The sequence below is a fragment of the Streptomyces sp. NPDC028308 genome (assembly GCF_055565855.1).
On record NZ_JBVHTO010000005.1, the window covers coordinates 253,973 to 276,316 of the forward strand.

The window sequence follows — 22,344 nt, forward strand, 5'->3', positions numbered from 1 at the left end:
CCGGAGAAGCGCTGCCCGCCGTCGGGCAGCTCTCGCCGCGAGGCTAGGAACCGGAACGTTGCAACCACGTTGCGCGTGCCACCGCGCGCCCCACCACGGACAACTCGGCGTCCAGCTGGGCCAGACGCGACCGCACCGCGGCAGTCGGCCGCACCGCCGCCAGCGCCCGCCACACGTCGAGATCGTCCTCGCCCCATGGCGCGTGAGCCCAGTCCGCCAGCAGGTCGGGATCGTGGCAGGCGACCAGCGCGGCACGCAGCCCGTCGGCGAGCCGTCGCCTCACGCGCGCCACCGCCGGAGCCTGCGAGGCGGGCAGCAGCGGACCCCTGTACGCGCCCACCGCCGCCGCGACCGCCCCCGTGCCCAGCCGCCGCTCGACCACGGCGACATCGGACTCGACCGGCATCGTCAGCCGGTAGGGCCGGGATGCCAGCACCCCCGGCCCCAGCAGACGGCGCAGCCGGGCAAGCTCGGCACGCAACGTCACCGGCGGAACCGACTCGTCCTCGTACAGCGCGCAGAGCAGTTCGTCCCCCGTCAGCCCCTCCGGATGCCGGGAGAGCAGGACCAGGATCTCGCTGTGCCGGCGGCTCAGCCTGATCCTCCGGCCGCCCGGCAGGACCAACAGCGCTTCGTCCCGGCCGAGCACGGTCAGTTCGAGCGTGTCGGCGGTGGCCCGCACCGGCGCCAGCAGGGCCAAGTGGGACTCCGCCGCACGTGCCACCGCCTGGACGAAGCCCAGACTGTGCGGATGCGCGAGCCCGTCACCGCCGGTGATGTCCACCGCGCCGAGCACCCGTCCGGTGCGCGGATCGTGCACTGGCGCCGCTGCACACGTCCAAGGCTGCACCCGACGGATGAAGTGCTCGGCGGCGAAGACCTGCACGGGCCGGTCCACCGCGACGGCCGTGCCCGGGGCGTTCGTCCCTACCGCGGTCTCCGCCCACCGGGCGCCGGGCACGAAATTCATCCGGCCCGCCTCCCTGCGCGTCGACGGATGGCCCTCCACCCACAGCAGACGTCCCTGCGCGTCGCACACCGCCAGCAGATGCTCGCCGTCCGCCGCGAACGTCCCCATCAACTCCCGGATCAACGGCATCACCCGCGCCAGCGGATGCTCCGCCCTGTACGCCCCGAGGTCGCCGTCGGTGAGTTCCACGCACGCCGTACCGTCGGGACCCACCCCGGCCCGCGCCGAACGCCGCCACGAGTCGGCGACCACGGAGCGCACCGGCCGGGGCACCGTCCCCGCCTCCGTGAACGTCTCGTGGGCGCGGCGCAGCGCCCGCACCCGCTCGACGGGGTCGGCACCCTGTTCCAGGGCCACCCATGGATCAGTCAACTCGGCCTCCCGGAACGCGACGCGGCTGAGGACATCGTCACTCCCGGTGCGCGCCCCGACAAGCTTCGTGACCGTCCTCGTGACGGGCCGCGGCTCGGTCGCCCCGGCCCGTGCCGGTGGGGAGCGCGCGGTCAGGTGAAGTTCACGAGCCTTATGTAGCGGATCCAGTCCCAGTTCGGGCCCGGATCGGTGTGGTCGCTGCCCGGTACCTGGTAGTGACCGAGGATGTGCGCCCGGTCCTTCGGGATCCCGTACTTGTCGCAGACGGCCGCGGTCAGCTTCGCCGACTGTTCGTACATCGCGTCGGTGAAGTAGGAGGGCTGATCCACCCAGCCCTCGTGCTCGATGCCGATACTGCGCGTGTTGTAGTCCCAGTTGCCCGCGTGCCAGGCCACGTCGCGCTCTCGGACGCACTGTGCTACGTGCCCGTCGGACGACCGGACGACGTAGTGCGCGGACACCTTCTTCTGCGGGTTCTGGAAGATGGACAGAGTGTCCGGGTACGTCTCCTGCGTGACGTGGATGATCACGTAGTTGAGCCGATAGCTGGTGGGGCGGTTGGACGCCGTGTAGTTGGAGGTGCTCGCCGGCACCCATTCGGCCGCCGGGTAGTCGACGGCCTGCGCCTGGGCTCCTGCCCGGGTGCCGGGCGATAAGGCGTAGGGGACCGCGGCGAGGGCTGCGGCTCCCAGCAGCCTTCGCCGACTGAGGAACGGTCTGGCTCGCTCCATCGATGCGTTCCTTCCAGGTGGGGGATGGTGCTCGGGGTTCGGGGGCTCAAGGGCTCAAAGGTTCGGTGGCTGGGGATTTGAGGGCTCAGGAGGTCGGGGGAGTGGGGTAGCAGGGGAGCAGCGGGTGGACTGCCGTGCGTCGTACCGAGGAACGGTGACTCTGTCGGCGCCGGAGGTGGAGCCCGCCCGCAGGCCAGGGTCAGCCACGAAGCGTGGCGGCCGTCTCCCGCAGTCGCGCGTGCAGTCCGCGATGCGTCTCACGCTGGGGCAGCCACTGCTTGCGCAGCTTGGCGACGCACGTGTAGTTGGTGTCGCAGACGTTCGCGAGCGGCGACTCGACCGCCTGGGTCGCGAACTGGTAGGCGTCCAGCTCGCTGAAGCCGTAGTCGCGCACCAGCCACTGGACCAGGTCGAGCTGGGATATCCGGAACGCGTCCTCCAGCGGGCGGGCCGAACCGGTCGAGATGATGTGCGTGTCCGACTCGATGCGCGGCCACGGTGTGGCCACACCTTTCAGCAACTCGACGATCACCACCGTGTTCATGGCGCACTCCACGGCGACTCCACACGTCTCGCCCTCGCCCTGGCGGGCGTGTCCGTCGCCGAGACTGAGCAGCGCGCCCTCGACGTTCACCCCGAGGAAGCAGGTCACGCCCGCTCGCATCTCGGGGGTGTCCATGTTCCCGCCATGGGCGTCCGGGACCAGTGCGGACCGTACTTCGAGGTTGGCGGGAGCCACGCCCACGGTGCCGTGCATCGGGTCCATCGGCAGCTCGATCTCGATGTCGCTGTCGCGCGCGCTGAACAGGGCCGTGCGCCGCTCCCGGTCGAGCTGCCAGATCCAGACCGTCTCGGGCAGCGGAGGCTGGAGCGTGGCCGTGGTGTGTGTGGAGGTGAGTGCGCCGAAGAGCGGGACCGTCGTCGACGCCGCCCAGTCCCGGGCCGGCTCGATCGAGACGAAGTGCACCGCGACGGTGTCGCCCGGCTCCGCGCCCTCCACGTGGAAGGGCCCCGTCTGCGGGTTCAGGAACGGGAACTCGCACACCTCGGACACCAGGTCCTTCTCGGACCGCACCTGGCCCGCGAAGCAGTCCTCCGTGTACAGGTCGAGGACGGTGCCGGGTGCGATGCGTGCCACGGGAGGTGCGCCGCCGAACGTCCACGCGTACTCGTCCGGCCGGGGCCGGACCGTCAGGATCCGGGGGTCGCTCATGGCTGCACGTCTCCGTTCGCTGTCAGGCCGGGGGAGTCGGACGGTGCGTCGTGGTCGAGGTGGACCCGGGCTGTCCCGGATATGTGCGGCGGCCCACTCCGTACGAGGAGCACGGACATCACCACACCGGCAATCATCCAGACGTCGGCGCCCGGACCCACGTACGACACGGGCGCGGCCGTCTCGGACACGAAGTCGAAGATCGCCGGCGCAGTGTCGAGCGGCACTTGGACGATGGCAAGGACGAAGGCAACGACGTGGACAAGGACGACGACTGGCGGCAGCAGAGGCAGCGGCCGCCGTACTCGTAAGACCCCGCGCGCCCCGATGACCCGCCGCCTGGCGCCGAGTGGCGTCTCCCCTGACATGTGAACCCCCGATCCGCTCGGACACTCAGCCGTCGGCAGGACGGCTGCGCCTCGCGTGAATCACGGTACGGCGCCTGCCGGTTGGGCAGGAAGAGCAAGGCGCCCGGCGGTGGACAACTCCGAGACTGTGGACAACTTCCTCACCCACAAGGGGGAATGGACTACCGCGAGGTCCCCCGACCGGACCTGGATCCCGCACAACTCCGTGCCGTCACAGCGCCGAGAGACGGGCCGGGCGAAGTGGAGTCGGGCGGTGCCGACAGCGGCATCTCTGCCCGCGGTCCCGACAGCGGCGTCTCACCGGCCCCCACGCCAACCACAGCACCCAGTCCTTGGGCTACCTATTCAAGACCGCACAGGCTCGCCGCACCCACACACGACGACACCCGCTGCCCCGCCGTCAAGAACGCCCCGCCACCGCCGCCGGGTCGTCCAGCACCCCCCGCACCACCGAATGCGCGGCGCCCAGCAGCGGCCCCTCGGGGCCGAGCCGGGAGACGGTCACCGCACAGGCGGGACCGGTCGTCCGGCGCCTCAACTCGCCCTCCAGCGAAGGCAGCAGCCAGGGAGCCAGACGGGCCAGGGCGCCGCCGAGCACGACGGTTTCGGGGTCGATCAGATTGACCGCACCGGTCAGGGCGATGCCGAGCGCGGTTCCGGCTCGGCGCAGCGCACGCCGTACGGCCTCGTCGTCGTCGGCGGCGGCCCGTCCCGCCAGCAGCCCGACGCGGTCCTCGACCGGTTCGAGGCCCGCCGCGCGCAGTACGGCGTCCTCGCCGGCGTACTGCTCCAGGCAGCCGCGCCCGCCGCACACGCACTCGGGGCCCTCGGGGCGGACCGGCACGTGTCCGAGCTCGCCGGCGAATCCGCGCGTCCCGCGCAGGAGCCGTCCGTCCACGACCACGGCCCCGCCGATGCCGATCTCCGCCGACACGTGCAGGAAGTCCTGCGGAGTTCCGTCGCCCAGCCAGAGTTCGGCCAGCGCGCCGAAGTTGGCCTCGTTGTCGACCGTCAGTGGCAGTTCGCCGGGGAGCAGTGCGCCGAGGTCGATGCCGTGCCAGTCGAGGTTGGGGGCGCGGACGACGGTGCGGGCGTCACGGGCGACCAGTCCCGGCACGGCGACCGCGAGCCCGGCGGGCCACAGGCCTTCCCGTTCGGCGTCGGCGACCACCTGGCGTACCAGCCCGGTCAGTTCCCCGGTGACCGACTCGGGCGACCGGCCGCGGTTCGCGCCGTGCCGCACGGCCCGCACCCGTATGTCGCCCCGGAGGTCGACCGCGCAGACCGCGAGATGGCCCACGCCGATCTCCGCCCCGATCCCTGCGGGACCGCGACCGCTCACGGCCAGTGCGGAGCCGGGGCGTCCGACGCGCCCGGGGCGTTCCGGACCGAGTTCCTCCAGGAGCCCGGAGCGGATCAGCTCGTCCACCAGCGTCGACACGGCCGCGCGGGTCAGACCGATGCGCGAGGCGACTGCCGCCCGGGACAGCGGCCCCTCGGCGCTGACGGTGTGCATCACGCGCGCGAGGTTGCGGCGGCGCATGCCCTGCTGGGTGTCGGGCAGCCGGCGGCCGGACGGGTGGGCTTCGTGCAGCGGTGCGGTCATGCCTCCGTCAGTCCTCGTCCGGCCGGTCCCCGCGGGGCTGCCCTGGTCAGGCCGACCCTCGTCAGCGCTTGTCCGGTACCCGCTCCAGCAGCGGGGCCGCGTCGGAGAGTACCCCGGCGATCCTGGCGAGCGTCGCCTCGTCCCGTTCCACGGCGTCGAGCACGGGACCGCGGGCGGTGTCCCAGCGCCGGGCCACCGCCGCCGGGTCCTCGCCGGTCAGCAGTCCGGCGGCCTGTGCGGCGGCGCCCAGTGCGACCAGCTCTCTGGCCTCGGGCACCTGGACGGGCCGTCCCGACAGGCGGCGTACGGTCTCCTGCCACGCCTTGCCCCGCGCGCCTCCGCCGATGAGCAGCAAGGGCGCCGACCGGTCGGCTTCCGGGTCGAGTACGAGGTCCAGTGCGCCGAGGAGGGAGTGGACGGCGCCGTCGTAAGCGGCTTGCAGCAGCTGGCCGCCCGTCGTGTCGTGCCGGAGCCCGTGCAGCAGGCCCGCGGCGTGCGGCAGGTCGGGTGTCCGCTCGCCGTCCAGGTAGGGCAGCAGGGTAACGCCCGCGCCAGGCTCCACAGCTTCGCGGTCCAGTCCGAGCAGCGCGGCGATGCGGTCGACGGCGAGCGTGCAGTTCAGGGTGCAGGCCAGCGGGAGCCAGTCTCCGCGCGCGTCGGCGAAGCCGGCCACGGTGCCGGTCGGGTCGGCGGGACGGTGCGTGGAGACGGCGTAGACCGTGCCTGACGTGCCGAGGCTGAGCACGGCCGTGCCGGGGCGCAGGCCGAGTCCGAGCGCGGCGGCCGCGTTGTCGCCGGTGCCGGCCGCGACGAGGGTGCCCTTGGAGAACGGCAGGTCGGCGGTGTCGCGGACGGTGCCCGCCACCTCGCCGGGGCGCACGACGCGGGGGAGCAGGGCGGGGTCGAGGCCGATGTGCGCGAGGACCTCCGCGTCGTACGACTCCGTCGCGGACGCCCACCAGCCCGTGCCGGAGACGTCACCGCGGTCCGTCGTGCCCTCTCCGGTGAGGCGCTCGGTGAGGTAGTCGTGGGGCAGACGCACGGCCGCGGTGGCGCGGAGGGCCTCCGGCTCGTGCTCGGCGAGCCACGTCCACTTCGTCACCGTGAAGGAGGGCCCGGGCACGCTGCCGCACCGTTCGGCCCACGCCTTGGGTCCGCCGAGCTCCTCGATCAGCCGGCGGGCCTGGGGCGCAGAGCGCACGTCGTTCCACAGGAGCGCCGGGCGCACCGGGTCGCCCGCGGCGTCCAGGGTGACCAGGCCGTGCTGCTGTCCGCCGATCGACACCGCCGCGGCCTCGTGCGCCGCGTCCCCGCACTGGTGGAGGGCCTCCCTGAGGGCGTCCCACCACTGGCGCGGGTCGCTCTCGCGGCCCGCTCCGGAGGAGACGGTGTGCGGCGCCTGTCCGCTCGCCACCACCTGTCCGGTGGATGCGTCGACGACCAGGGCTTTGGTGGACTGGGTGGATGTGTCCACCCCCACGACCAGCGGACCCTCGGCTGCTGACATCGGGCTCTCCCTCTTCCGCGGCTCCGCGGGATCTGTCCTGGTGACGGCGTGTCCCGGGACCACTGTGACCGGGTTTCGTGATTCGTCTCTTCCCAGAGATGCCTCCGCATACTAATTTGTTAAGTGCCATGACGAAATAGTCGGAGCGAAACAGAGCAAGGAGCCGCGGCATGAACTACCAGCCCACCCCCGATGACAGGTTCACCTTCGGCCTGTGGACCGTCGGCTGGCAGGGGAGGGACCCGTTCGGCGACGCCACGCGGCGTGCCCTCGACCCGGTCGAGTCGGTGCAGCGCCTGGCCGAGCTGGGCGCCTACGGAGTCACCTTCCACGACGACGACCTGATCCCCTTCGGGTCCTCGGACACCGAGCGCGAGTCCCACATCAAGCGCTTCCGCCAGGCTCTCGACGCGACCGGCCTGAAGGTGCCGATGGCCACCACCAACCTGTTCACGCACCCCGTGTTCAAGGACGGCGCCTTCACGGCCAACGACCGGGACGTACGCCGCTACGCCCTGCGCAAGACGATCCGCAACGTCGACCTCGCGGTCGAACTCGGTGCCCAGACCTACGTCGCCTGGGGCGGCCGGGAGGGCGCGGAGTCGGGCGCGGCCAAGGACGTGCGCGTCGCCCTCGACCGCATGAAGGAGGCCTTCGATCTCCTGGGCGAGTACGTGACCTCCCAGGGCTACGACCTGCGCTTCGCGATCGAGCCCAAGCCGAACGAGCCGCGCGGCGACATCCTGCTCCCCACGGTCGGCCACGCCCTCGCCTTCATCGAGCGCCTGGAGCGCCCCGAGCTGTACGGCGTCAACCCGGAGGTGGGCCACGAGCAGATGGCCGGCCTGAACTTCCCGCACGGCATCGCCCAGGCACTGTGGGCGGGCAAGCTCTTCCACATCGACCTGAACGGCCAGTCGGGCATCAAGTACGACCAGGACCTGCGCTTCGGCGCGGGCGACCTGCGGTCCGCCTTCTGGCTCGTGGACCTCCTGGAGACCGCCGGCTACGAGGGGCCGAGGCACTTCGACTTCAAGCCGCCGCGGACCGAGGACTTCGACGGCGTGTGGGCGTCCGCTGCGGGCTGCATGCGCAACTACCTCGTCCTGCGCGACCGGGCGGCCGCTTTCCGGGCCGACCCCGAGGTCCAGGAGGCGCTGCGGGCCTCGCGACTGGACGAGCTGGCGCAGCCCACGGCGGCGGACGGTCTGACGGCTCTCCTCGACGACCGGTCGGCGTTCGAGGACTTCGACGTGGAGGAGGCCGCCGCGCGCGGCATGGCCTTCGAGCGGCTGGACCAGCTGGCCATGGACCACCTGCTGGGGGCCCGGGGCTGATCGAGCCCCTGAGGACGAACCGATTGGCGTCTCCAGCCGCTCCTGCTCGCCGCCCGCGCCGGGAATGCTCCGGAACCGTGCCTTCCGTGGCATGAGTCCGTATCAACTCCCGCGCGGGGGTCGCGCACTCGCCGGCACGGGGCGACGCTTGGCGGTATGGCCACGCCACCCTTACCGCCCCAGCCGCCAGGGGGCACGCCGCCCCCGGACCACGGTGGATTCGGTCCGCCGTCCGGGGGCTACGGTCCCCCTCCGGACGGCTACGGGACGCTGCCCGGAGGAGGCGGATACGCCGGCGGAGGCTACGGCCCGCCTCCGGACGACGGCAACTGGTCGTCCGGGCAGGGCGGCGGTGAGGGCATGCCGCCCCCGCCGCCTGCAGGACCGCCCGGAGGTCCGGGGCCGCGCCGTAACACCCTCTTCCTCGTGATCGCCGTGGTGGTGGCCGTGGGCGTTCTCGCCGCCGTACTCCTGGTGGTCACTCAGGGCGGTGACTCGTCGGACGACAAGTCACCCACCGACAGCGACACGAGGACGGGTCGTTCGCCCGCCCCGTCCCTGAGCATCCCCTCGAAGCTGCCCACGGAGCTTCCGTCGAGACTGCCGTCGGGTCTGCCGAGCAACTTCCCGACGGACTTTCCCAGCGGGCTCCCCAGCGCCCTTCCGAGCGACCTCGAATCGCTCTTCGCGGTCCCGGCGGGCGACGAGATCCCGTACTACATGCTCAAGAAGGGCGACTGTTTCGACGTCGACAGCAGTCGGCCGGGCCAGGCGGCCAGGCAGTCGTGCCGTGAGCCCCACGACGCCGAGGTCGTGCGCGTCGTCGAACTGGAAGGCACCTACGCCTCGGACACCGCCCGCAGCGAGGCCGCTTCGGCGCTGTGCGAGAAGACGCTGCGGCGCGAGACGGCCGAACAGCCCGCCGGAACCGTGCGCGGGACCCTCGTGCAGTACCCGGACACCTCCACGTACGACGTCGGCATCGACAACGTCACCTGCAGCCTCGTCGCAGACACGGGCGGAGGCAGCCGCAAACTGACGAAGCCGCTGGCGTGAGGGCACGCGCGCGTAGGCGACCAGCACCACCTACGCGCGCGTGCACGCTGCCCAGCCGAGGTTCAGGCGCGCGCGGGGCCGTACGTTCCCAACAGGTCCAGGCGCGCTACCGTGTCCCTCCGTACGGCACCCCAGTGGGACGCCGGAATCAGATACGGCGCGGCAGCCGCACGTACGTGACCGTCGTCTCGATCCCGCTGTCCACGAGACGGCCCTGCGCGTCGAACGCCTCCGGACCGTCCGTCATCCCGAAGTCGTTGTCGTTGATGAGCGCCAGCGTGTCGTTCCGCACGCGCGCGACACCCTCGATCTTGCCGGGCACCCCGGCCACCTTGCCGAGGTCGACGACCAGGTGCTTGCGCAGCACCGGGACACCCGCGGCGGCCGGGTCGTCGAGCTGCTCCAGGGACGGCGAGGCCGTGTCGTCGTCCCAGGCCCGCCCCAGGATGTCGGCGTCCCGGGTGAGTTCCACCGACTGGAGCCGCGCCGCCTTGTCCGTGCGCTCCTCGACCAGCAGCCGGTTGCCCCCGACGGCGACCACCGAGGAGATCTTCAGCTCCGACGTGTCGTCCTCGCCCGGGTCGACGACGTCCACCGGGTCGAAGCGGTAGGCGTACTCGGCGGTGACCGTGCGCTTCTTCGGCGAGAAGCGCACCAGACGGGTCGTGCGGGAGGCCTCACCAGCGTCGCCGTCCGGCAGGGAGAGCGGGCTCTGCAGCGCCATCACGAGGTCACCGCCGGGGAGTTGGGCGAGCCCTTCGAAACCGCGGTTGATCTTCCGGTGCAGGAAGACGGCCGGCAGCGCCTCGACCACCGGGTAGTCCGCGCCGGTCAGCTTCAGCCCTTCGGGGACGTACCGCGTGAGTACGCGGCCGTGTGCCGACACGTGGAGCAGGGAGGGCCCGTACTCGTCGACGAGCCAGAACGTGCCGTCCGCGGCCCGCACGATCCCCTCGGTGTCCACGCCGTTGGGGTTGTACGCAAGGGGAGTCCGAGCGTCGTAGGAGTACGGAGCCTCGTCGCGTCCGGCCTGGTCGGGCAGCCCCGTGACGGGCTTGCCGGAGGCCGTGGTCAGCCCGATGGCGTCGAGCACCCGTACGGTGTCCCCGGCCACGCGGATCTTGACGATCGCGGGGTCGAAGCCGGGCACGGGGAAGGTGCGGCGCTTCTTGCCGTCGACCTTGATCTGGCCGTTGGGGCCCCGGTCGGTGACGGTCCAGAACTCGTTGTCGCGGCCCGCCGGGTAGATGTCGCTGCCGATGCCTCCGAGATCCGTACCCCTGTCGTCGGACACCGTGCCGGGCAGCAGCCCGTTGCTGAACGTGCCCAGCGGAATGTCTCCGAGCGTCGCGGTCCGGGTCACCCGCGGCTGCTCGGCGTCGCCGTGCGCGCTCGCGGTGCCCGAGCCCGTCAGGGCGGCCAGAACGGCGAGCGGCACTCCTGCGGCGACGGAACGGTGGACGCGGCGTCGGCCGGTGGCGTGCGGGGACATCGGGCCTCCTGGGGCACTGTTTTCGGTGACAGCGGCCAGATTCCGCTGTCCTGCCCAACAGGGCGCGTCCGGCGGGTGAACGGCGCGACACGAGTGGCTGACCGCGCGGCGGAGAACGCGTGGAGGTCGCAGGTGGGACGGGTGTTCACGCATGCCGGGGCGCGTCCACGCGCGCGCCGACGGCCGTCAGGCAGGCACGCGCGCGCGTACGGTGTGCCACGCCTGTCAGTCGTCGCCGAGCACGGACCCCAGGGCGGTGGCCGGGTCCGTGGTGGCCGTGCCCGCGGGCACCCAGCGGCCGCGGTCCTCGGCATACGGCCACCACCGGCCGTCCCGGCCCAGCCGCAACTGCGCGGGCGTGCCGCTCACCGTCCAGCGGTTGCCCGAGCGGTGCAGAGCTGGCCGTTCGCCTTCCTCCCATGCGAACTCCAGGACCGTACGCGCGCGTGCCAGCGACGCGGAGTCCACGGCCCACTCGTCCTCGAGCACGGACAGTGCGGCCGTGCCGCCGTAGCTCCAGGCGCGGACGGCGAGGGCCAGCCCGTCCCTGTCCCGCCCGGATCCGGCGGCGAGCCGGCCGGCGATCCGCTCGTCCGGCGTGCCCGCCGCCAGCCGCACAGCGTCCTGAGCGAGCGTCAGTTCGTCGGCCGGTGGGCGTCGTACGTGCTCGGGGTCGAGCGCGTCCACGAGGAGCACCCGTGCCTCCTCGGCCGCCTGCGCGGCGAGGAATTCGAGGGCGGAGGGCTCCACGCCGGGTGCGGGCGGGGTGTCGGTGTCCAGGGACGGCGGCTGACCCGGTTGTTCGGGCGGTTCGGGCAGGGCGGGGAGGGGCGGCAGGATGTCGCCGGTCGCGTACGCCTCGGCGGCGTCCACACCCTCCGGAGAATGCTGTCGCGGGGAAAACCGGTCCTCGGCGGGTCTGGTGGCGCGTGCCTGGAGGTCGTCCAGCAGGGCGCCTTCGCCACGTCCTCGTATGAGCAGCAGCACGAACGGGTCCTCGTCCAGGAGTCGCGCCAGCTGGTAGCACAGGGCCGCCGTGTGCCCGCAGTGGTCCCAGGAGCCGCAGTCGCACTCCGGTTCCAGCTCACCGACGCCCGGCAGGAGTTCGACGCCGGCCACCGCACCGTCCTCCACCAGGTGCGGCGGCATCTCCCGGTCGAGCAAAGCGGCGACGTGTCCCGCGCGTTCGACGGCGATGTCCAGGAAGCGGCCCCATTGCTCTTCGGAGAGCTCCGGCAACAGGACGTCGGCGCGGTGCGAGGTGCGGTCGCGGTCCTGGACGACTGCCGTGATGCGCCCCGGGCGTACGGACACCGCCCCGACCGCACCCGCGCGCGCGAGGCGGCGCCCGGCCTTCAGCTGGACCGAGTCGAGCGCCGTGTCCTCCAGGGCCTTGAGCCAGGCCCGCCCCCACCAGGTCCGCGCGAAGGCCCGCCCCTGGGCCGGCGGCAACGCCTCGAACGTACGCTCTATGTCGTGGTCGGTCATCGGGCGCCCCCTCGCAGCTCCACCAGGTCGGCCAGTTGCGCGTCCGTCAGCTCGGTCAGCACCGACTCGCCGGAGCCGAGCACCGCGTCGGCCAACTCCCTTTTGCGGACCAGCATCTCGGCGATCCGGTCCTCGATGGTCCCCTCGGCGATCAGCCGGTGCACCTGCACGGGCCGCGTCTGGCCGATGCGGTACGCGCGGTCGGTGGCCTGCGCCTCGACGGCCGGATTCCACCAGCGGTCGTAGTGCACGACGTGTTCCGCTCTCGTCAGGTTCAGGCCCGTGCCCGCCGCCTTCAGCGACAGCAGGAAGACGGGGACCTCGCCCTCCTGGAAACGCCGCACCATCCGCTCCCGTTCCTGGACGGGCGTACCCCCGTGCAGGAACTGCGACGGCACACCGCGCGCCGCCAGGTGCCGCTCGATGAGACGCGCCATTTGCACGTACTGCGTGAAGACCAGAACGCCCGCTCCCTCGGAGAGGATGGTGTCGAGCAGTTCGTCCAGCAGCTCCAGCTTTCCCGACCGACCCGCGATCGTCGGTCTCTCCTCCTTGAGGAACTGGGCGGGGTGGTTGCAGATCTGCTTGAGCCCCGTCAGCAGCTTCACGATCAGACCTCGCCGCGCCATGCTGTCGGCGCCCGCGATCTCCGCCAGCGTCTCGCGCACCACGGCCTCGTAGAGCCCCGTCTGCTCCTTGGTGAGCGACACGGCACGGTCGGTCTCGGTCTTGGGCGGAAGCTCCGGTGCGATGCCCGGGTCCGACTTCCGGCGCCGCAGCAGGAACGGCCGTACGAGCCGCCCCAGCCGCTCGCCGGCCGCGGGGTCCTGCCCGCCCTCCACCGCGTGCGCGTACCGGGTGCGGAAGGCGCCGAGCCCACCGAGGAGTCCTGGTGTCGTCCAGTCGAGGATGGCCCACAGTTCCGACAGGTTGTTCTCCACCGGGGTCCCGGTGAGAGCCACGCGTGCGCGTGCACCGATGGTGCGCAGCGCGCGTGCCGTGGCCGAGTACGGGTTCTTCACGTGCTGCGCCTCGTCCGCCACGACCATGCCCCACGGCACGCCGGCGAGTCGCGGCGCGTCGAGCCGCATCGTGCCGTACGTGGTCAGCACGAACTCCCCGTCGGCCAGGTCTTCGAGGTCGCGGCGGGAACCGTGGAAACGCCGCACGGGGACCCCGGGCGCGAATCGCTCGATCTCGCGCTGCCAGTTGCCCATCAGGGACGTCGGGCAGACGACGAGGGTGGGTCCGGCCGAGGACTCGTCGCTCTGCCGGTGCAGGTGCAGCGCGATCAGCGTGATCGTCTTGCCCAGCCCCATGTCGTCGGCCAGGCAGCCGCCGAGGCCCAGCGAGGTCATCCGGGCGAGCCAGCTGAGACCCCTGACCTGGTAGTCCCGGAGCGTCGCGGCGAGGGCGGCGGGCTGGCCGACGGGGTCCTGCGCCTCCGGGTCCGCGAGCCGCTCCCGCAGTGTCGCCAACCAGCCGGTGGGCCGCACCTCGACCCGGCGGCCGTCGACCTCCGTGGAACCGGCCAGGGCGGCGCTGAGCGCGTCGACGGGCGTGAGCTTGCGGTCCTGCTGCGACCGGGCACGGCGGACCTCCTCCGGATCCACCAGAACCCACTGGTCGCGCAGGCGCACCACCGGCCGGCTCGCCTCCGCCAGCCGGTCCAGCTCCTGGCGGGTGAGCTGCTGATCTCCCAGCGCGAAGCGCCAGTTGAAGCTGAGCAACGCGTCCGCGGACAGGAAGGACGGCGTGTCGGCCCGCATCCGGCGAGCGCCTTCCTCGTCCTCGGAGGGGCCGATGACCGCCCGGGCGGTGAGCTTGCGCGCCAGTTCCTTCGGCCAGTGCACCTCGACCCCGGCGGCGCCCAGCATCCGGGCGCCCTCACCCAGGAGTTCGGTGACCTCTTCGTCGGCCAGCTCCAGGGCGTCCGGCTCCGCCGCCGACAGCAGGGGTGTCAGCGGGGCCCAGGACCGGGCCGCGCGGCGCAGTGCCAGCAGGGTGTCCATCCGCGCGCGTGGGCCGAACGCCTGGGAGCCGGCCCAGATCGCCGCGGCGTCCGCGACGAGCGCCGGGTCGTCGGCACTGTGCACCTGCAGCACGGCACGGAAGGGCAGACGGCCGCCGTCCGAGGTGGTCGACACCAGTCCCGGCACCTCGATGCGCAACGAGACCCGCACGCCGGCGTCGTGTCCGGCGGCCACGTCCGCGGCCCAGGCGCGCTGCTCCGGCACGTGCCGCGGTTCCGGGGCGGCGAAGGCCGGGCCGCCCGCCGCCATGCGTGCCGCGGGGGACCGGGGCAAGGTGTCGGCGACGGCGTCGAGGAAGGCGCGCAGCAGCAGCTCCGGCTCGGGCAGCCGCAGCGGTTCCCGCTCGTCCAACGGCACCGCGTGGGCTTCCGGCGGCATGGCGGCAGCCAGATCGCGCATCCGCGTCAGGTCCTCCGCGCGGAGCGGGCCCGCACGCCACGCGTCGTGGTCGTCCGGGGTCAGGCCGGGCAGCAGCAGCCCTCGTGCCGCGAGTTGCAGGGCGAACACGGCCGCCGCGCCCCAGAACGCCGTCGCCCGGTGGGCCCGCGCGGCGGCACGCGCGCGTGTGAGCACCGGCAGGGCGGAACGCACCGGCAGCAGGACGGCGGGCACGGTCACCAGCTCGATCCCCTCGGCACCGGGCAGGGCGACCGCGAGGTCCTCAGCCGACCGGGACTCGACGACGGGCGGCCCTTCGCCGCCGGGCGTCCAGAAGGCGATCCGCCCGGTACGTGCCGGGTCGGCGGGGACGAACACGGCACGGCAGCGCGCCAGTTCGGCGATCTCGGCGGGGGAGGTGACAGGGGGTGTCTGCTCGGCGATGGCGCGTTCCTCAAATTTGACTAGTCGGGTCGAGTCGCCGAGGGTACAGCACCCGCGCCCGAGAACGGAAAGGTGCGGCCGGGTGTCCCGGGTCATGCGCACCCCCCGGAGGTGTGGACAACCCCCCTGGTGGCACTGTGCTGGCCCCCCGTGTACCCGGGTGGTGGCGCCATGGTCTCCGGGCGGTGCGCATACGTACGTTTCACAAGGTCAGCGCATGTCATGAGAGACCGGAGACCCACATGCCCCTGAGTGCCGCGGCCGTCGAGACGCACCCTTCGGAGGCCGTTCCCGGACCGCCCGCTGGAAGCGACTTCGCACCCCTCCTGAGGACCGTCCGGGCCCGGCACCTCCTGGAGCGCCGGCGCGGCTGGTACGCCCGCGCGATCGCCGTCAACGCCCTGTCACTGGTGGGCGTCGTCACCGGCATAGCCCTCGCCGGTGCCTCCTGGTGGGTCCTGCTTCTGGCTCCGGTCCTTGCCGTGCTCTGCGCACGGTCGGCCTTCATAGGCCACGACGCGGGACACGCGCAGATCACCGGCGACAAGGCGGTCGGCCGCCTGATCGGCCTCGTCCACGGCAATCTCCTCCTGGGCATGAGCTACGCCTGGTGGAACGACAAGCACTCCCGCCATCACGCCAACCCCAACCACGTGGACAAGGACCCGGACGTCGTCGCGGACGTCCTGGTGTTCACCAGCGCGCAGGCCGCCGAGCGCTCGGGTTTCCGGCGCTGGCTCACTCGCAACCAGGCCTGGCTCTTCTTCCCGCTCACCCTCCTCGAAGGCATCGCCCTCAAGATCCACGGGTTCCGGGACCTGCGTCGACAGCCCCCGCGCGAGAGGGCGGTCGAGGCCCTGTTGCTCGTCGCCCACGTCGCGGCCTACGCGACACTGCTGCTCACCACCATGTCCCTCGGCAAGGCCCTCGCCTTCGCCGCCCTGCACCAGGCACTCTTCGGCCTCCACCTCGGTCTCGCCTTCGCGCCCAACCACAAGGGCATGGAGATGCCCGACCCGGACGGCGAACGCTGGGGCCATCTGCGCCGCCAGGTGCTCACCTCGCGGAACATCCGCGGCGGAGCGCTGACCGACTGGTTCCTCGGCGGCCTCAACTACCAGATCGAGCACCACCTCTTCCCGAGCATGCCCCGGCCGCACCTCCGACTGGCCCGGCCTCTGGTGCGCGCCCACTGCGCGGAGTTGGGTATCCCTTACGCGGAGACCGGGCTCGTCGACTCCTATCGGCAGGCGCTGCGCCACATGTACGAGGTCGGAGAACCCCTCAGGGTCGAGTAGCGAGGGGATCTCAGGGGAGAGTCGGGGTCGCGACTCAGGGGTCTCTCGGGGTCGCGTTCCGGAACCGCGCGGAGCGCCGATCCGTTTTCACGACAGAGAGCGGCCGGTGGCCGCGAAGGAGGCGACACACACATGTCGAAGAACGCGAAGGTCGTCGCAGGCGGAGTGGGGATCGGGATCGTCCTGCTGATCCTGCTTCCGGCGGTGGGTGTGCCCTGGTGGATCGCTTTCCTGATCGTGCTGGGCATACCCACCGCCGCCTACCTGACGCTCGACCCCTCACAGCGGCGCAGGCTGCGCCGTGCCGGTCGCAAGGAGCTTGGCCGCTGAAGGGCTACCGAGGCGATGCGGTCTCCTCCAGCGAGCAGGAGTTGACCTCGTCGCCGCTCGCTGGCCTGCCGACGGTGTGGTCAGCGGGGGGCCGCGTTCCTCGCTCGACCCAGACGGTCAGCGCGTGGAAGGCGGAGCGGTAGCAGGGCAGGATCGGCCGCAGGCGGTCGGGATACGTGTCGTACAGCCCGTCGACGTGCGTCCCGTCCTCCACGGAGTAGTAGCGGTGCCGCTGCCCCCGGCCACTGTCGTCGACCATGCGCGCGTACACGTCGGAGTCCGCGGTCTTGGGCAGCAGCGCGTCCAGATCGCCGTGCAGGGTGATCAGCGGCCGGCCGATCCGTCCGGTCAGAGCCACGCGCGCGACGGCCCGGTGCACGGACGCCGGGCGGGACGCGTAGTCGTACGTGGCGTCGCTCGGGCACGGCGCCAGGATCTGTTCCACGGTGGACCCGGCGGACGCTCCAGGGCATCCGGCGTCATAGGCCGGGTCGAACTCGGCGCGGTAGATCTTCTGCGTGACGCCCCAATAGGCCTTCTCGTGGTACGGCCACAGGAAGGCGGAGCGGGGCGAGAAGCCCACCGCCTCCATGTCGCCGTCGTCCGCCGCGCCGAGCGTTCTGGCCACCGCGGTCGGCAGCGAGGTGAGGAGGCTCGGCCCTTCGGCGGTCCACAGCGCGCCCTCCCAGTCCACCCCACCGTCGTACAGCTCGGCGTGGTTCTCCAGCTGCCATCGGGTGAGGTAGCCGCCGTTGGAGATCCCGGTCATGTACGTGCGGCGGGGTGCGTGGCCGTAGCGCTGGGCCACCGCCTTCCTGGCGGCACGCGTGAGCTGGGTGGTCCGCCGGTTCCACTCGGCCACGGCGTCTCCCGGCCGACTTCCGTCGCGGTAGAAGTCGGGCCCGCTGTTGCCCTTGTCGGTGGCCGCGTACGCGTACCCCTGTGCCAGCACCTGATCGGAGATGGCCGTGTCCGTGGCGTACTGCTTGCGGGTGCCCGGGGCGCCCGTGACGACGAGGCCCCCGTTCCAGTGGTCGGGCAGCCGGATCACGAACTGCGCGTCGTGGCGCCAGCCGTGCGTGGCGTTGAAGCCCGAGTTGTCCGGAAAGTAGCCGTCGATCTGTGTCCCGGGCACGCTGGATGGGTTGGTCGTCCCCTTGGCGGTGAGCCCCGCCTGGTCGGCCATGTCCGTGTACGGCGTGCCGGCGAGCCCGGCGGTGGTCAGGTCTTCCAGACACGCGCTCTGCTGGAACGCGGCACCGGGCACCCGTACGGCATCCTGCCGCTCGCAGTGGTCGGCGCCCGCCGCCGCGGCTCCCGCCGGGACGGGCCCGGTAAGGGTCAGTGCCAGGGCGGTGGCGGCGAGCAGGGGAACACGGCGGGACGGGCGCATGACCGGCCTCCAGGGGGACGGGAGCTTGGGGCTGCCCCATGCTGCGATCCCGTCCGGTCGTCCACCATGGGTGCGGACCACATGGGACGCGTCGCGGGTGTGGGGGTTCACGACCCCGTTTCAGCGCACCGCCGCGCTGCGGCGTGCGCCACCCCCACACTGAGTCCACGACTCGCCCTGCGGCCTGGCGAGGGCCGAGGCTGCTCGGCTCGCGCCCCTCGCCAACTCCGGTGCCGGGGGCGACATCCGACCGTCCTACGCCGGTCGGGGCGGGCTTCGGTGGAGTCGGACGTCGGGCATGCCAGCCGGGCACGCCGGGCGTCGGGCACGCCCCACTCCCGTCACGTCATGCTGGAGTGCGGCCCCATGTAGCCCCGCCACACTGCGGTCCGCGCGCGAGCGCTGGCGCTCGGACGGCCCTCGCCTGCGGCCCCACCCGTGCGGCTCCGTCAGGCCGGACGTACCGCCATCTTGTCGAGGGCCTCCAGGAGCCCGGGCAGCTGGGCACCGCGGCCGATCGGCAGGACCTCGCCGGGTTCCTCGTCCAGCAGTACGAAGGCGATGTCGTCGGTCCGCGCGACCATGGACCAGCCGGGGCCGTCGGCCCGCAGCGTCCGCGCGTCACCCGGGGCGAAGGAGGACCGGACGCGGCCGAGCGGCGGCGCCTTCTCCACGTAGGCGTGCGCCTCGGCCAGTACCCGGCGGATGCCGTCGCGCGGCCCGGTCTTCGTCTCGCCGTCCGCCTCCTCCGAGGCGATGGAGGCCCCCTCGGCTCCTTCTGCGCTTCCGGGGTCCGCGAACTGGTCCTCGGGGATCTGCTCCCGCCACACAGCCCACTGCAGGGCGATCTCGTCGGCACCGAGGCGACGCTGGGCGGGGCCCCAGACGCTGGTGTCCGGCGGTGCCAGCGGAGGGCGTTCGGCGACCTCGGGCTCGGGATCGTGCGGGGCCGGCACACCGGGAGCCGCCACGGCGACCGCGAGCGGCCAGCCGGGCAGCGCGGCCACCACGGTGCGCTCGTCGGGCGACAGTTCGTACTCGATGCCGCAGTCCCATGACGCGATGGCCACCGCGACCAGTGAGACGTCGTCGATCACGACCGTCCACCGCGCACCGTCGGAGTCCTGACCCAGCACCAAGCCGTACCCGTCGGCGAGCGGTGCCAGATCGAGCGCCGTGCATGCCTCCGGATAGTCGTCACCCAGCACGCTGGGGAACTGCGCGGGCGTCAGCAGCACCGCGGTCAGCACGTAGAGCGCGTCGTCGTCCTCGGCGGCGACGGCGTTCTCGCCCGTCCCGGCCATCCCAGCCTCCCCATCGCTTCATCCGTCGGCGCACCTTAATGCGGTGGTGAGCCGGTTGTCACGAGGGGGAGGCGCACCCGGAGCTGCAGTTATCCGGCTGGAAAGGGGCGAATCGACCGCCGGGTGCTCGGGATCAGGCCGCCGGCAGCCCCAGGAGGGACCGTGCCACCGTCCGCGGCGACTCGTCCCGTTCGCGCGCCAGTGCGATGACGGCGCGACAGGCGAGTTCGCTCACCCCGAACGACAGCGCCTCCGGCGACACCCAGGCCGCGGCCTCGTCGATCCGGTCCTGGTCGTCGTCGGCGCAGGCCGCCACATAGGCCGCGGCCGCCTCGAAGAGATTGTGCGCGCGCTTCGCGGGCCGCTGTTTCCCCGTTTCCCGGCTCTCGTCGCGCTCCGAGGGGCCTTGGCTCCAGAGCCTGCGCATCCTGCCGAACAAGTCGGACATCGGCCCACCTTCCCCCGGTGCGATGCACCATGGCTTCGAGGACGGCGGCCCGGCCGCCTTCGTCGATCTGTAGCTGATCGTCCATCTGCTGCTACTCACCGTAGAGTTGGCGGCCCGGTGGCAGAAGGGGGAGACCCGGATGAAGCGCTACGAGCGGCTCGAACGGATCCGGCGCATGGATCCGTACGAGGAATCGCTGGAGATCTACCGCTTGAGCGCGGTCTACGAGTTCCCCTGGGACTTCACGCGCGCGCTGGAGCTGGCTCTCTACCGCACCTACGCCGTTCCCTCCATCGGGCGCCTGCTCGCCGAGACGGCGGAGCTCACGGACCGTGCGCAGAAACGCTACGACGACACCGCGCTTCTTTTGGACACCGTCGTGGAGCACGGTTTCGACGCCGTCGAGGGCCGTACGGCGATTCGGCGGATCAACCAGATGCACCGGAGCTACGACATCGGCAACGAGGACATGCGCTACGTCCTGTGCACGTTCGTGGTGATGCCCAAGCGGTGGATCGACGCCTACGGGTGGCGCAGGATGTCGCGCCACGAGGTCATCGCCTCCACCGTCCACTACCGCACCCTGGGGCGGCACATGGGCATCAGGGACATCCCGGAGACCTACGAGGAGTTCGAGTCCTGCCTCGACGCGTACGAGGAGACCCACTTCGGCTGGGACGAGAGCGCGCGCCGGGTCTCCGACGCGACCCTCGACCTCATGACGTCCTGGTACCCGCGCCCGCTGGCGCCCGCGTTGCGCACCGCCACGCTGGCGCTGCTCGACGACTCCCTGCTGCGCGCCTTCCGGTACGAGCCGCCGAGCGGCGCCACACGCGCGTTGGTCCGTCGCGCGGTACGCGCGCGTGGCCGCTTGGTCCGCCTGATGCCGCCGCGCCGCGCTCCGCACTACGCACGGCAGAACTGGGAGATCAAGAGCTACCCGGACGGCTACCGTGTGGCGGAACTCGGCACCCGGCCGGTCCCCGGTCTCCGGGGTTGCCCCGTCCGCCACTCGGGGACTGCCTGACAGCTATCGCGGGCGTACGGCCAGCGCCAGGAACCGGGCGTCCTCGTCGACGTACGACGTCATGCGCCAGCCCGAACCGGCCAGCAGCGAGCGCAGGTTGCCTTCGGCGCGCAGGTCGTCGGGGGTGATCTGCCGTCCCTGGCGCGCGGCGAGGGCCGCCCGCCCGATGGGGTGGAAGAGCGCCAGTAGCCCGCCGGGCCGCACGACTCGGGCCAGTTCTCGCAGGTTCTCGACGGGATCCGGGAGATGCGAGACCAGGCCGGCCCCGAACACGGCGTCCAGGGACTCCGTGCGCACGGGCAGAGCGGTGACGTCGGCGAGCAGCAGGCATCCGTCCCGGTCCCGCCCGGCCCGTACGGCCGCCGTCAGCATCGCGGGCGTCAGATCGGCCCCGATGACGACTCCGGACGCACCCACGGCCGCCCGGAGCGGGGGCAGCGCGCGCCCGGTGCCGCATCCCGCGTCGAGCACCCGGCCGCCCTCGCGCAGCCCGAGCTCGGCCACGGCGGCCGCGTAGGCGGGTCCGTCGTCGGGGAAGCGGGCGTCCCAGTCCGCCGCCCGCGCCGTGAAGAATTCCTGGACGTGTGTGTGGTCGTCGCTCATGCTGCGCATGATCCCTCACCGACACGAAGGACGACGCGGTGCACACGTTCGAGCGCCATACGGTCGTCCTGAGGCCTCTCCGCGTCATATTGCAACACCTTTCGAAATGCGCCCCCTTCATGCGCCCCTGGCGGGTCTAGCGTCCCTCTGCCATGGGACACCTGGACCACGCCACCTTCGGCTGGCTGACCCCCGTGCTGTCGTACGTGATGGCCTGCATCGGCGCCGCCCTCGGGCTGCGCTGCACCGTCCGCGCGCTGGGCGCGACCGGACGCTCACGCCGGAACTGGCTGCTCACCGCCGCGTCGGCGATCGGCACCGGAATCTGGACGATGCATTTCGTGGCGATGCTCGGCTTCGGTGTCGGCGGGACCGAGATCCGCTACGACGTGCCGATGACGATCCTCAGCCTCGTCGTCGCCATGGTCGTGGTCGGCGCCGGTGTCTTCGCCGTCGGCTACGGCCGCGACAGGGGCCGCGCGCTCGTGCTGGGCGGACTCACCACCGGGGTGGGCGTGGCGAGCATGCACTACCTGGGCATGGCGGCGCTGCGGCTGCACGGCGCGGTGACCTACGACCCCGTGCTCGTGGGGCTCTCCGTGGTCATCGCCGTGGTGGCGGCGACAGCGGCCCTGTGGGCGGCGCTCAACATCAAGTCGCCGGTGGCGGTGGCGGCGGCGTCCCTCGTCATGGGAGGGGCGGTGAGCAGCATGCACTACACCGGGATGATCGCGGTCAGCGTGCGCGTCACCCCTTCCGGTGAGGTCCTGCCCGGGGCCACGGTGATGCAGTTCATCTTCCCCCTGGCCGTCGGCCTCGGGTCCTACCTCTTCCTGACCTCGGCGTTCGTCGCCCTGTCGCCCACGGCCGACGAGCGGGAGGCATCCGCGTCGGCCCAGCGTCCCGTCGAGCCCGTCGCCTCCTAGGGGACGGCCACCGGCCCAGG

The 22,344-nt window shown here is 72.2% G+C and carries 19 protein-coding genes; 6 read left to right on the forward strand and 13 right to left on the reverse strand.

Annotated elements, in window-relative coordinates:
* Nucleotides 1–43: 43 nt before the first annotated feature.
* The 6 genes from ACZ4VA_RS13650 to xylB form a co-directional block, all read right to left on the reverse strand.
* On the reverse strand, nt 44–1,342 hold the full coding sequence (locus ACZ4VA_RS13650) for a GAF domain-containing protein (RefSeq protein WP_468081313.1): 1,299 nt from the start codon (nt 1,340–1,342) through the stop codon (nt 44–46).
* A 131-nt stretch (nt 1,343–1,473) separates the two neighbouring features.
* Nucleotides 1,474–2,073 carry an N-acetylmuramoyl-L-alanine amidase gene (locus tag ACZ4VA_RS13655; RefSeq protein ID WP_468081315.1) on the reverse strand — a complete coding sequence of 200 codons (600 nt, stop codon included), beginning with the start codon at nt 2,071–2,073 and terminating at the stop codon, nt 1,474–1,476.
* Between the two features lie 199 nt (nt 2,074–2,272).
* Complete coding sequence (locus ACZ4VA_RS13660) at nt 2,273–3,286, reverse strand: acetamidase/formamidase family protein (RefSeq protein WP_356164487.1); 1,014 nt, start codon at nt 3,284–3,286, stop codon at nt 2,273–2,275.
* Complete coding sequence (locus ACZ4VA_RS13665; protein ID WP_355787731.1) at nt 3,283–3,513, reverse strand: hypothetical protein; 231 nt, start codon at nt 3,511–3,513, stop codon at nt 3,283–3,285. Before ACZ4VA_RS13665 ends, ACZ4VA_RS13660 begins: the two co-directional genes overlap by 4 nt.
* Before the next feature lie 541 nt (nt 3,514–4,054).
* The gene (locus tag ACZ4VA_RS13670; protein ID WP_468081318.1) at nt 4,055–5,260 is read right to left on the reverse strand and encodes an ROK family protein; all 1,206 of its coding nucleotides are present in this window, start codon (nt 5,258–5,260) and stop codon (nt 4,055–4,057) included.
* 61 nt (nt 5,261–5,321) lie between these two features.
* Entirely contained in the window at nt 5,322–6,767 is a 1,446-nt protein-coding gene (gene xylB, locus ACZ4VA_RS13675; RefSeq protein WP_468081320.1) for a xylulokinase, read from the reverse strand.
* Between the two features lie 170 nt (nt 6,768–6,937).
* Here xylB and xylA point away from each other — a divergent pair, with 170 nt between their 5' ends.
* Nucleotides 6,938–8,104, forward strand: a complete 1,167-nt coding sequence (gene xylA / locus ACZ4VA_RS13680) for a xylose isomerase (protein WP_355795027.1) — start codon at nt 6,938–6,940, stop codon at nt 8,102–8,104.
* Between the two features lie 426 nt (nt 8,105–8,530).
* Nucleotides 8,531–9,160 (forward strand): septum formation family protein, encoded by a 630-nt coding sequence (locus ACZ4VA_RS13685; protein WP_389389145.1) that lies wholly within the window; start codon nt 8,531–8,533, stop codon nt 9,158–9,160.
* 148 nt (nt 9,161–9,308) lie between these two features.
* Here ACZ4VA_RS13685 and ACZ4VA_RS13690 read toward each other — a convergent pair whose 3' ends face one another.
* The 3 genes from ACZ4VA_RS13690 to ACZ4VA_RS13700 all read right to left on the reverse strand — a co-directional run bounded on the left by ACZ4VA_RS13690 (nt 9,309) and on the right by ACZ4VA_RS13700 (nt 15,091).
* Nucleotides 9,309–10,652, reverse strand: a complete 1,344-nt coding sequence (locus ACZ4VA_RS13690; RefSeq protein WP_468081322.1) for an esterase-like activity of phytase family protein — start codon at nt 10,650–10,652, stop codon at nt 9,309–9,311.
* Between the two features lie 225 nt (nt 10,653–10,877).
* Complete coding sequence (locus ACZ4VA_RS13695) at nt 10,878–12,140, reverse strand: SWIM zinc finger family protein (protein ID WP_388904756.1); 1,263 nt, start codon at nt 12,138–12,140, stop codon at nt 10,878–10,880.
* Nucleotides 12,137–15,091: a DEAD/DEAH box helicase gene (locus ACZ4VA_RS13700; RefSeq protein WP_468081325.1), complete on the reverse strand. Its 2,955-nt coding sequence runs from the start codon at nt 15,089–15,091 to the stop codon at nt 12,137–12,139. The genes ACZ4VA_RS13695 and ACZ4VA_RS13700 overlap by 4 nt, the downstream gene beginning before the upstream one ends.
* A gap of 146 nt (nt 15,092–15,237) precedes the next feature.
* Between ACZ4VA_RS13700 and ACZ4VA_RS13705 the strand changes: the two genes are divergently transcribed.
* Together ACZ4VA_RS13705 and ACZ4VA_RS13710 are read left to right on the forward strand one after the other, a co-directional pair.
* Nucleotides 15,238–16,293, forward strand: a complete 1,056-nt coding sequence (locus tag ACZ4VA_RS13705; RefSeq protein WP_468081327.1) for an acyl-CoA desaturase — start codon at nt 15,238–15,240, stop codon at nt 16,291–16,293.
* Nucleotides 16,294–16,425: 132 nt separating this feature from the next.
* Complete coding sequence (locus ACZ4VA_RS13710; RefSeq protein ID WP_355782941.1) at nt 16,426–16,623, forward strand: hypothetical protein; 198 nt, start codon at nt 16,426–16,428, stop codon at nt 16,621–16,623.
* 4 nt (nt 16,624–16,627) lie between these two features.
* Here ACZ4VA_RS13710 and ACZ4VA_RS13715 read toward each other — a convergent pair whose 3' ends face one another.
* The 3 genes from ACZ4VA_RS13715 to ACZ4VA_RS13725 form a co-directional block, all read right to left on the reverse strand.
* A complete protein-coding gene (locus ACZ4VA_RS13715) occupies nt 16,628–18,016 on the reverse strand; it encodes a tannase/feruloyl esterase family alpha/beta hydrolase (protein ID WP_468081329.1) in 1,389 nt (462 codons plus the stop codon).
* Nucleotides 18,017–18,465: 449 nt separating this feature from the next.
* Nucleotides 18,466–19,320, reverse strand: coding sequence for a hypothetical protein (locus tag ACZ4VA_RS13720; protein ID WP_468081331.1), 855 nt, complete (start codon nt 19,318–19,320; stop codon nt 18,466–18,468).
* Nucleotides 19,321–19,453: 133 nt separating this feature from the next.
* Complete coding sequence (locus tag ACZ4VA_RS13725) at nt 19,454–19,759, reverse strand: hypothetical protein (RefSeq protein WP_388904787.1); 306 nt, start codon at nt 19,757–19,759, stop codon at nt 19,454–19,456.
* Nucleotides 19,760–19,907: 148 nt separating this feature from the next.
* On the opposite strand from ACZ4VA_RS13725, the gene ACZ4VA_RS13730 reads away from it, so the two are divergent.
* Nucleotides 19,908–20,795, forward strand: a complete 888-nt coding sequence (locus ACZ4VA_RS13730) for an oxygenase MpaB family protein (RefSeq protein ID WP_468081333.1) — start codon at nt 19,908–19,910, stop codon at nt 20,793–20,795.
* 3 nt (nt 20,796–20,798) lie between these two features.
* Here ACZ4VA_RS13730 and ACZ4VA_RS13735 read toward each other — a convergent pair whose 3' ends face one another.
* The gene (locus ACZ4VA_RS13735; protein ID WP_356164467.1) at nt 20,799–21,398 is read right to left on the reverse strand and encodes a class I SAM-dependent methyltransferase; all 600 of its coding nucleotides are present in this window, start codon (nt 21,396–21,398) and stop codon (nt 20,799–20,801) included.
* A gap of 152 nt (nt 21,399–21,550) precedes the next feature.
* On the opposite strand from ACZ4VA_RS13735, the gene ACZ4VA_RS13740 reads away from it, so the two are divergent.
* On the forward strand, nt 21,551–22,324 hold the full coding sequence (locus ACZ4VA_RS13740; RefSeq protein WP_356164465.1) for an MHYT domain-containing protein: 774 nt from the start codon (nt 21,551–21,553) through the stop codon (nt 22,322–22,324).
* Nucleotides 22,325–22,344 lie beyond the last annotated feature (20 nt).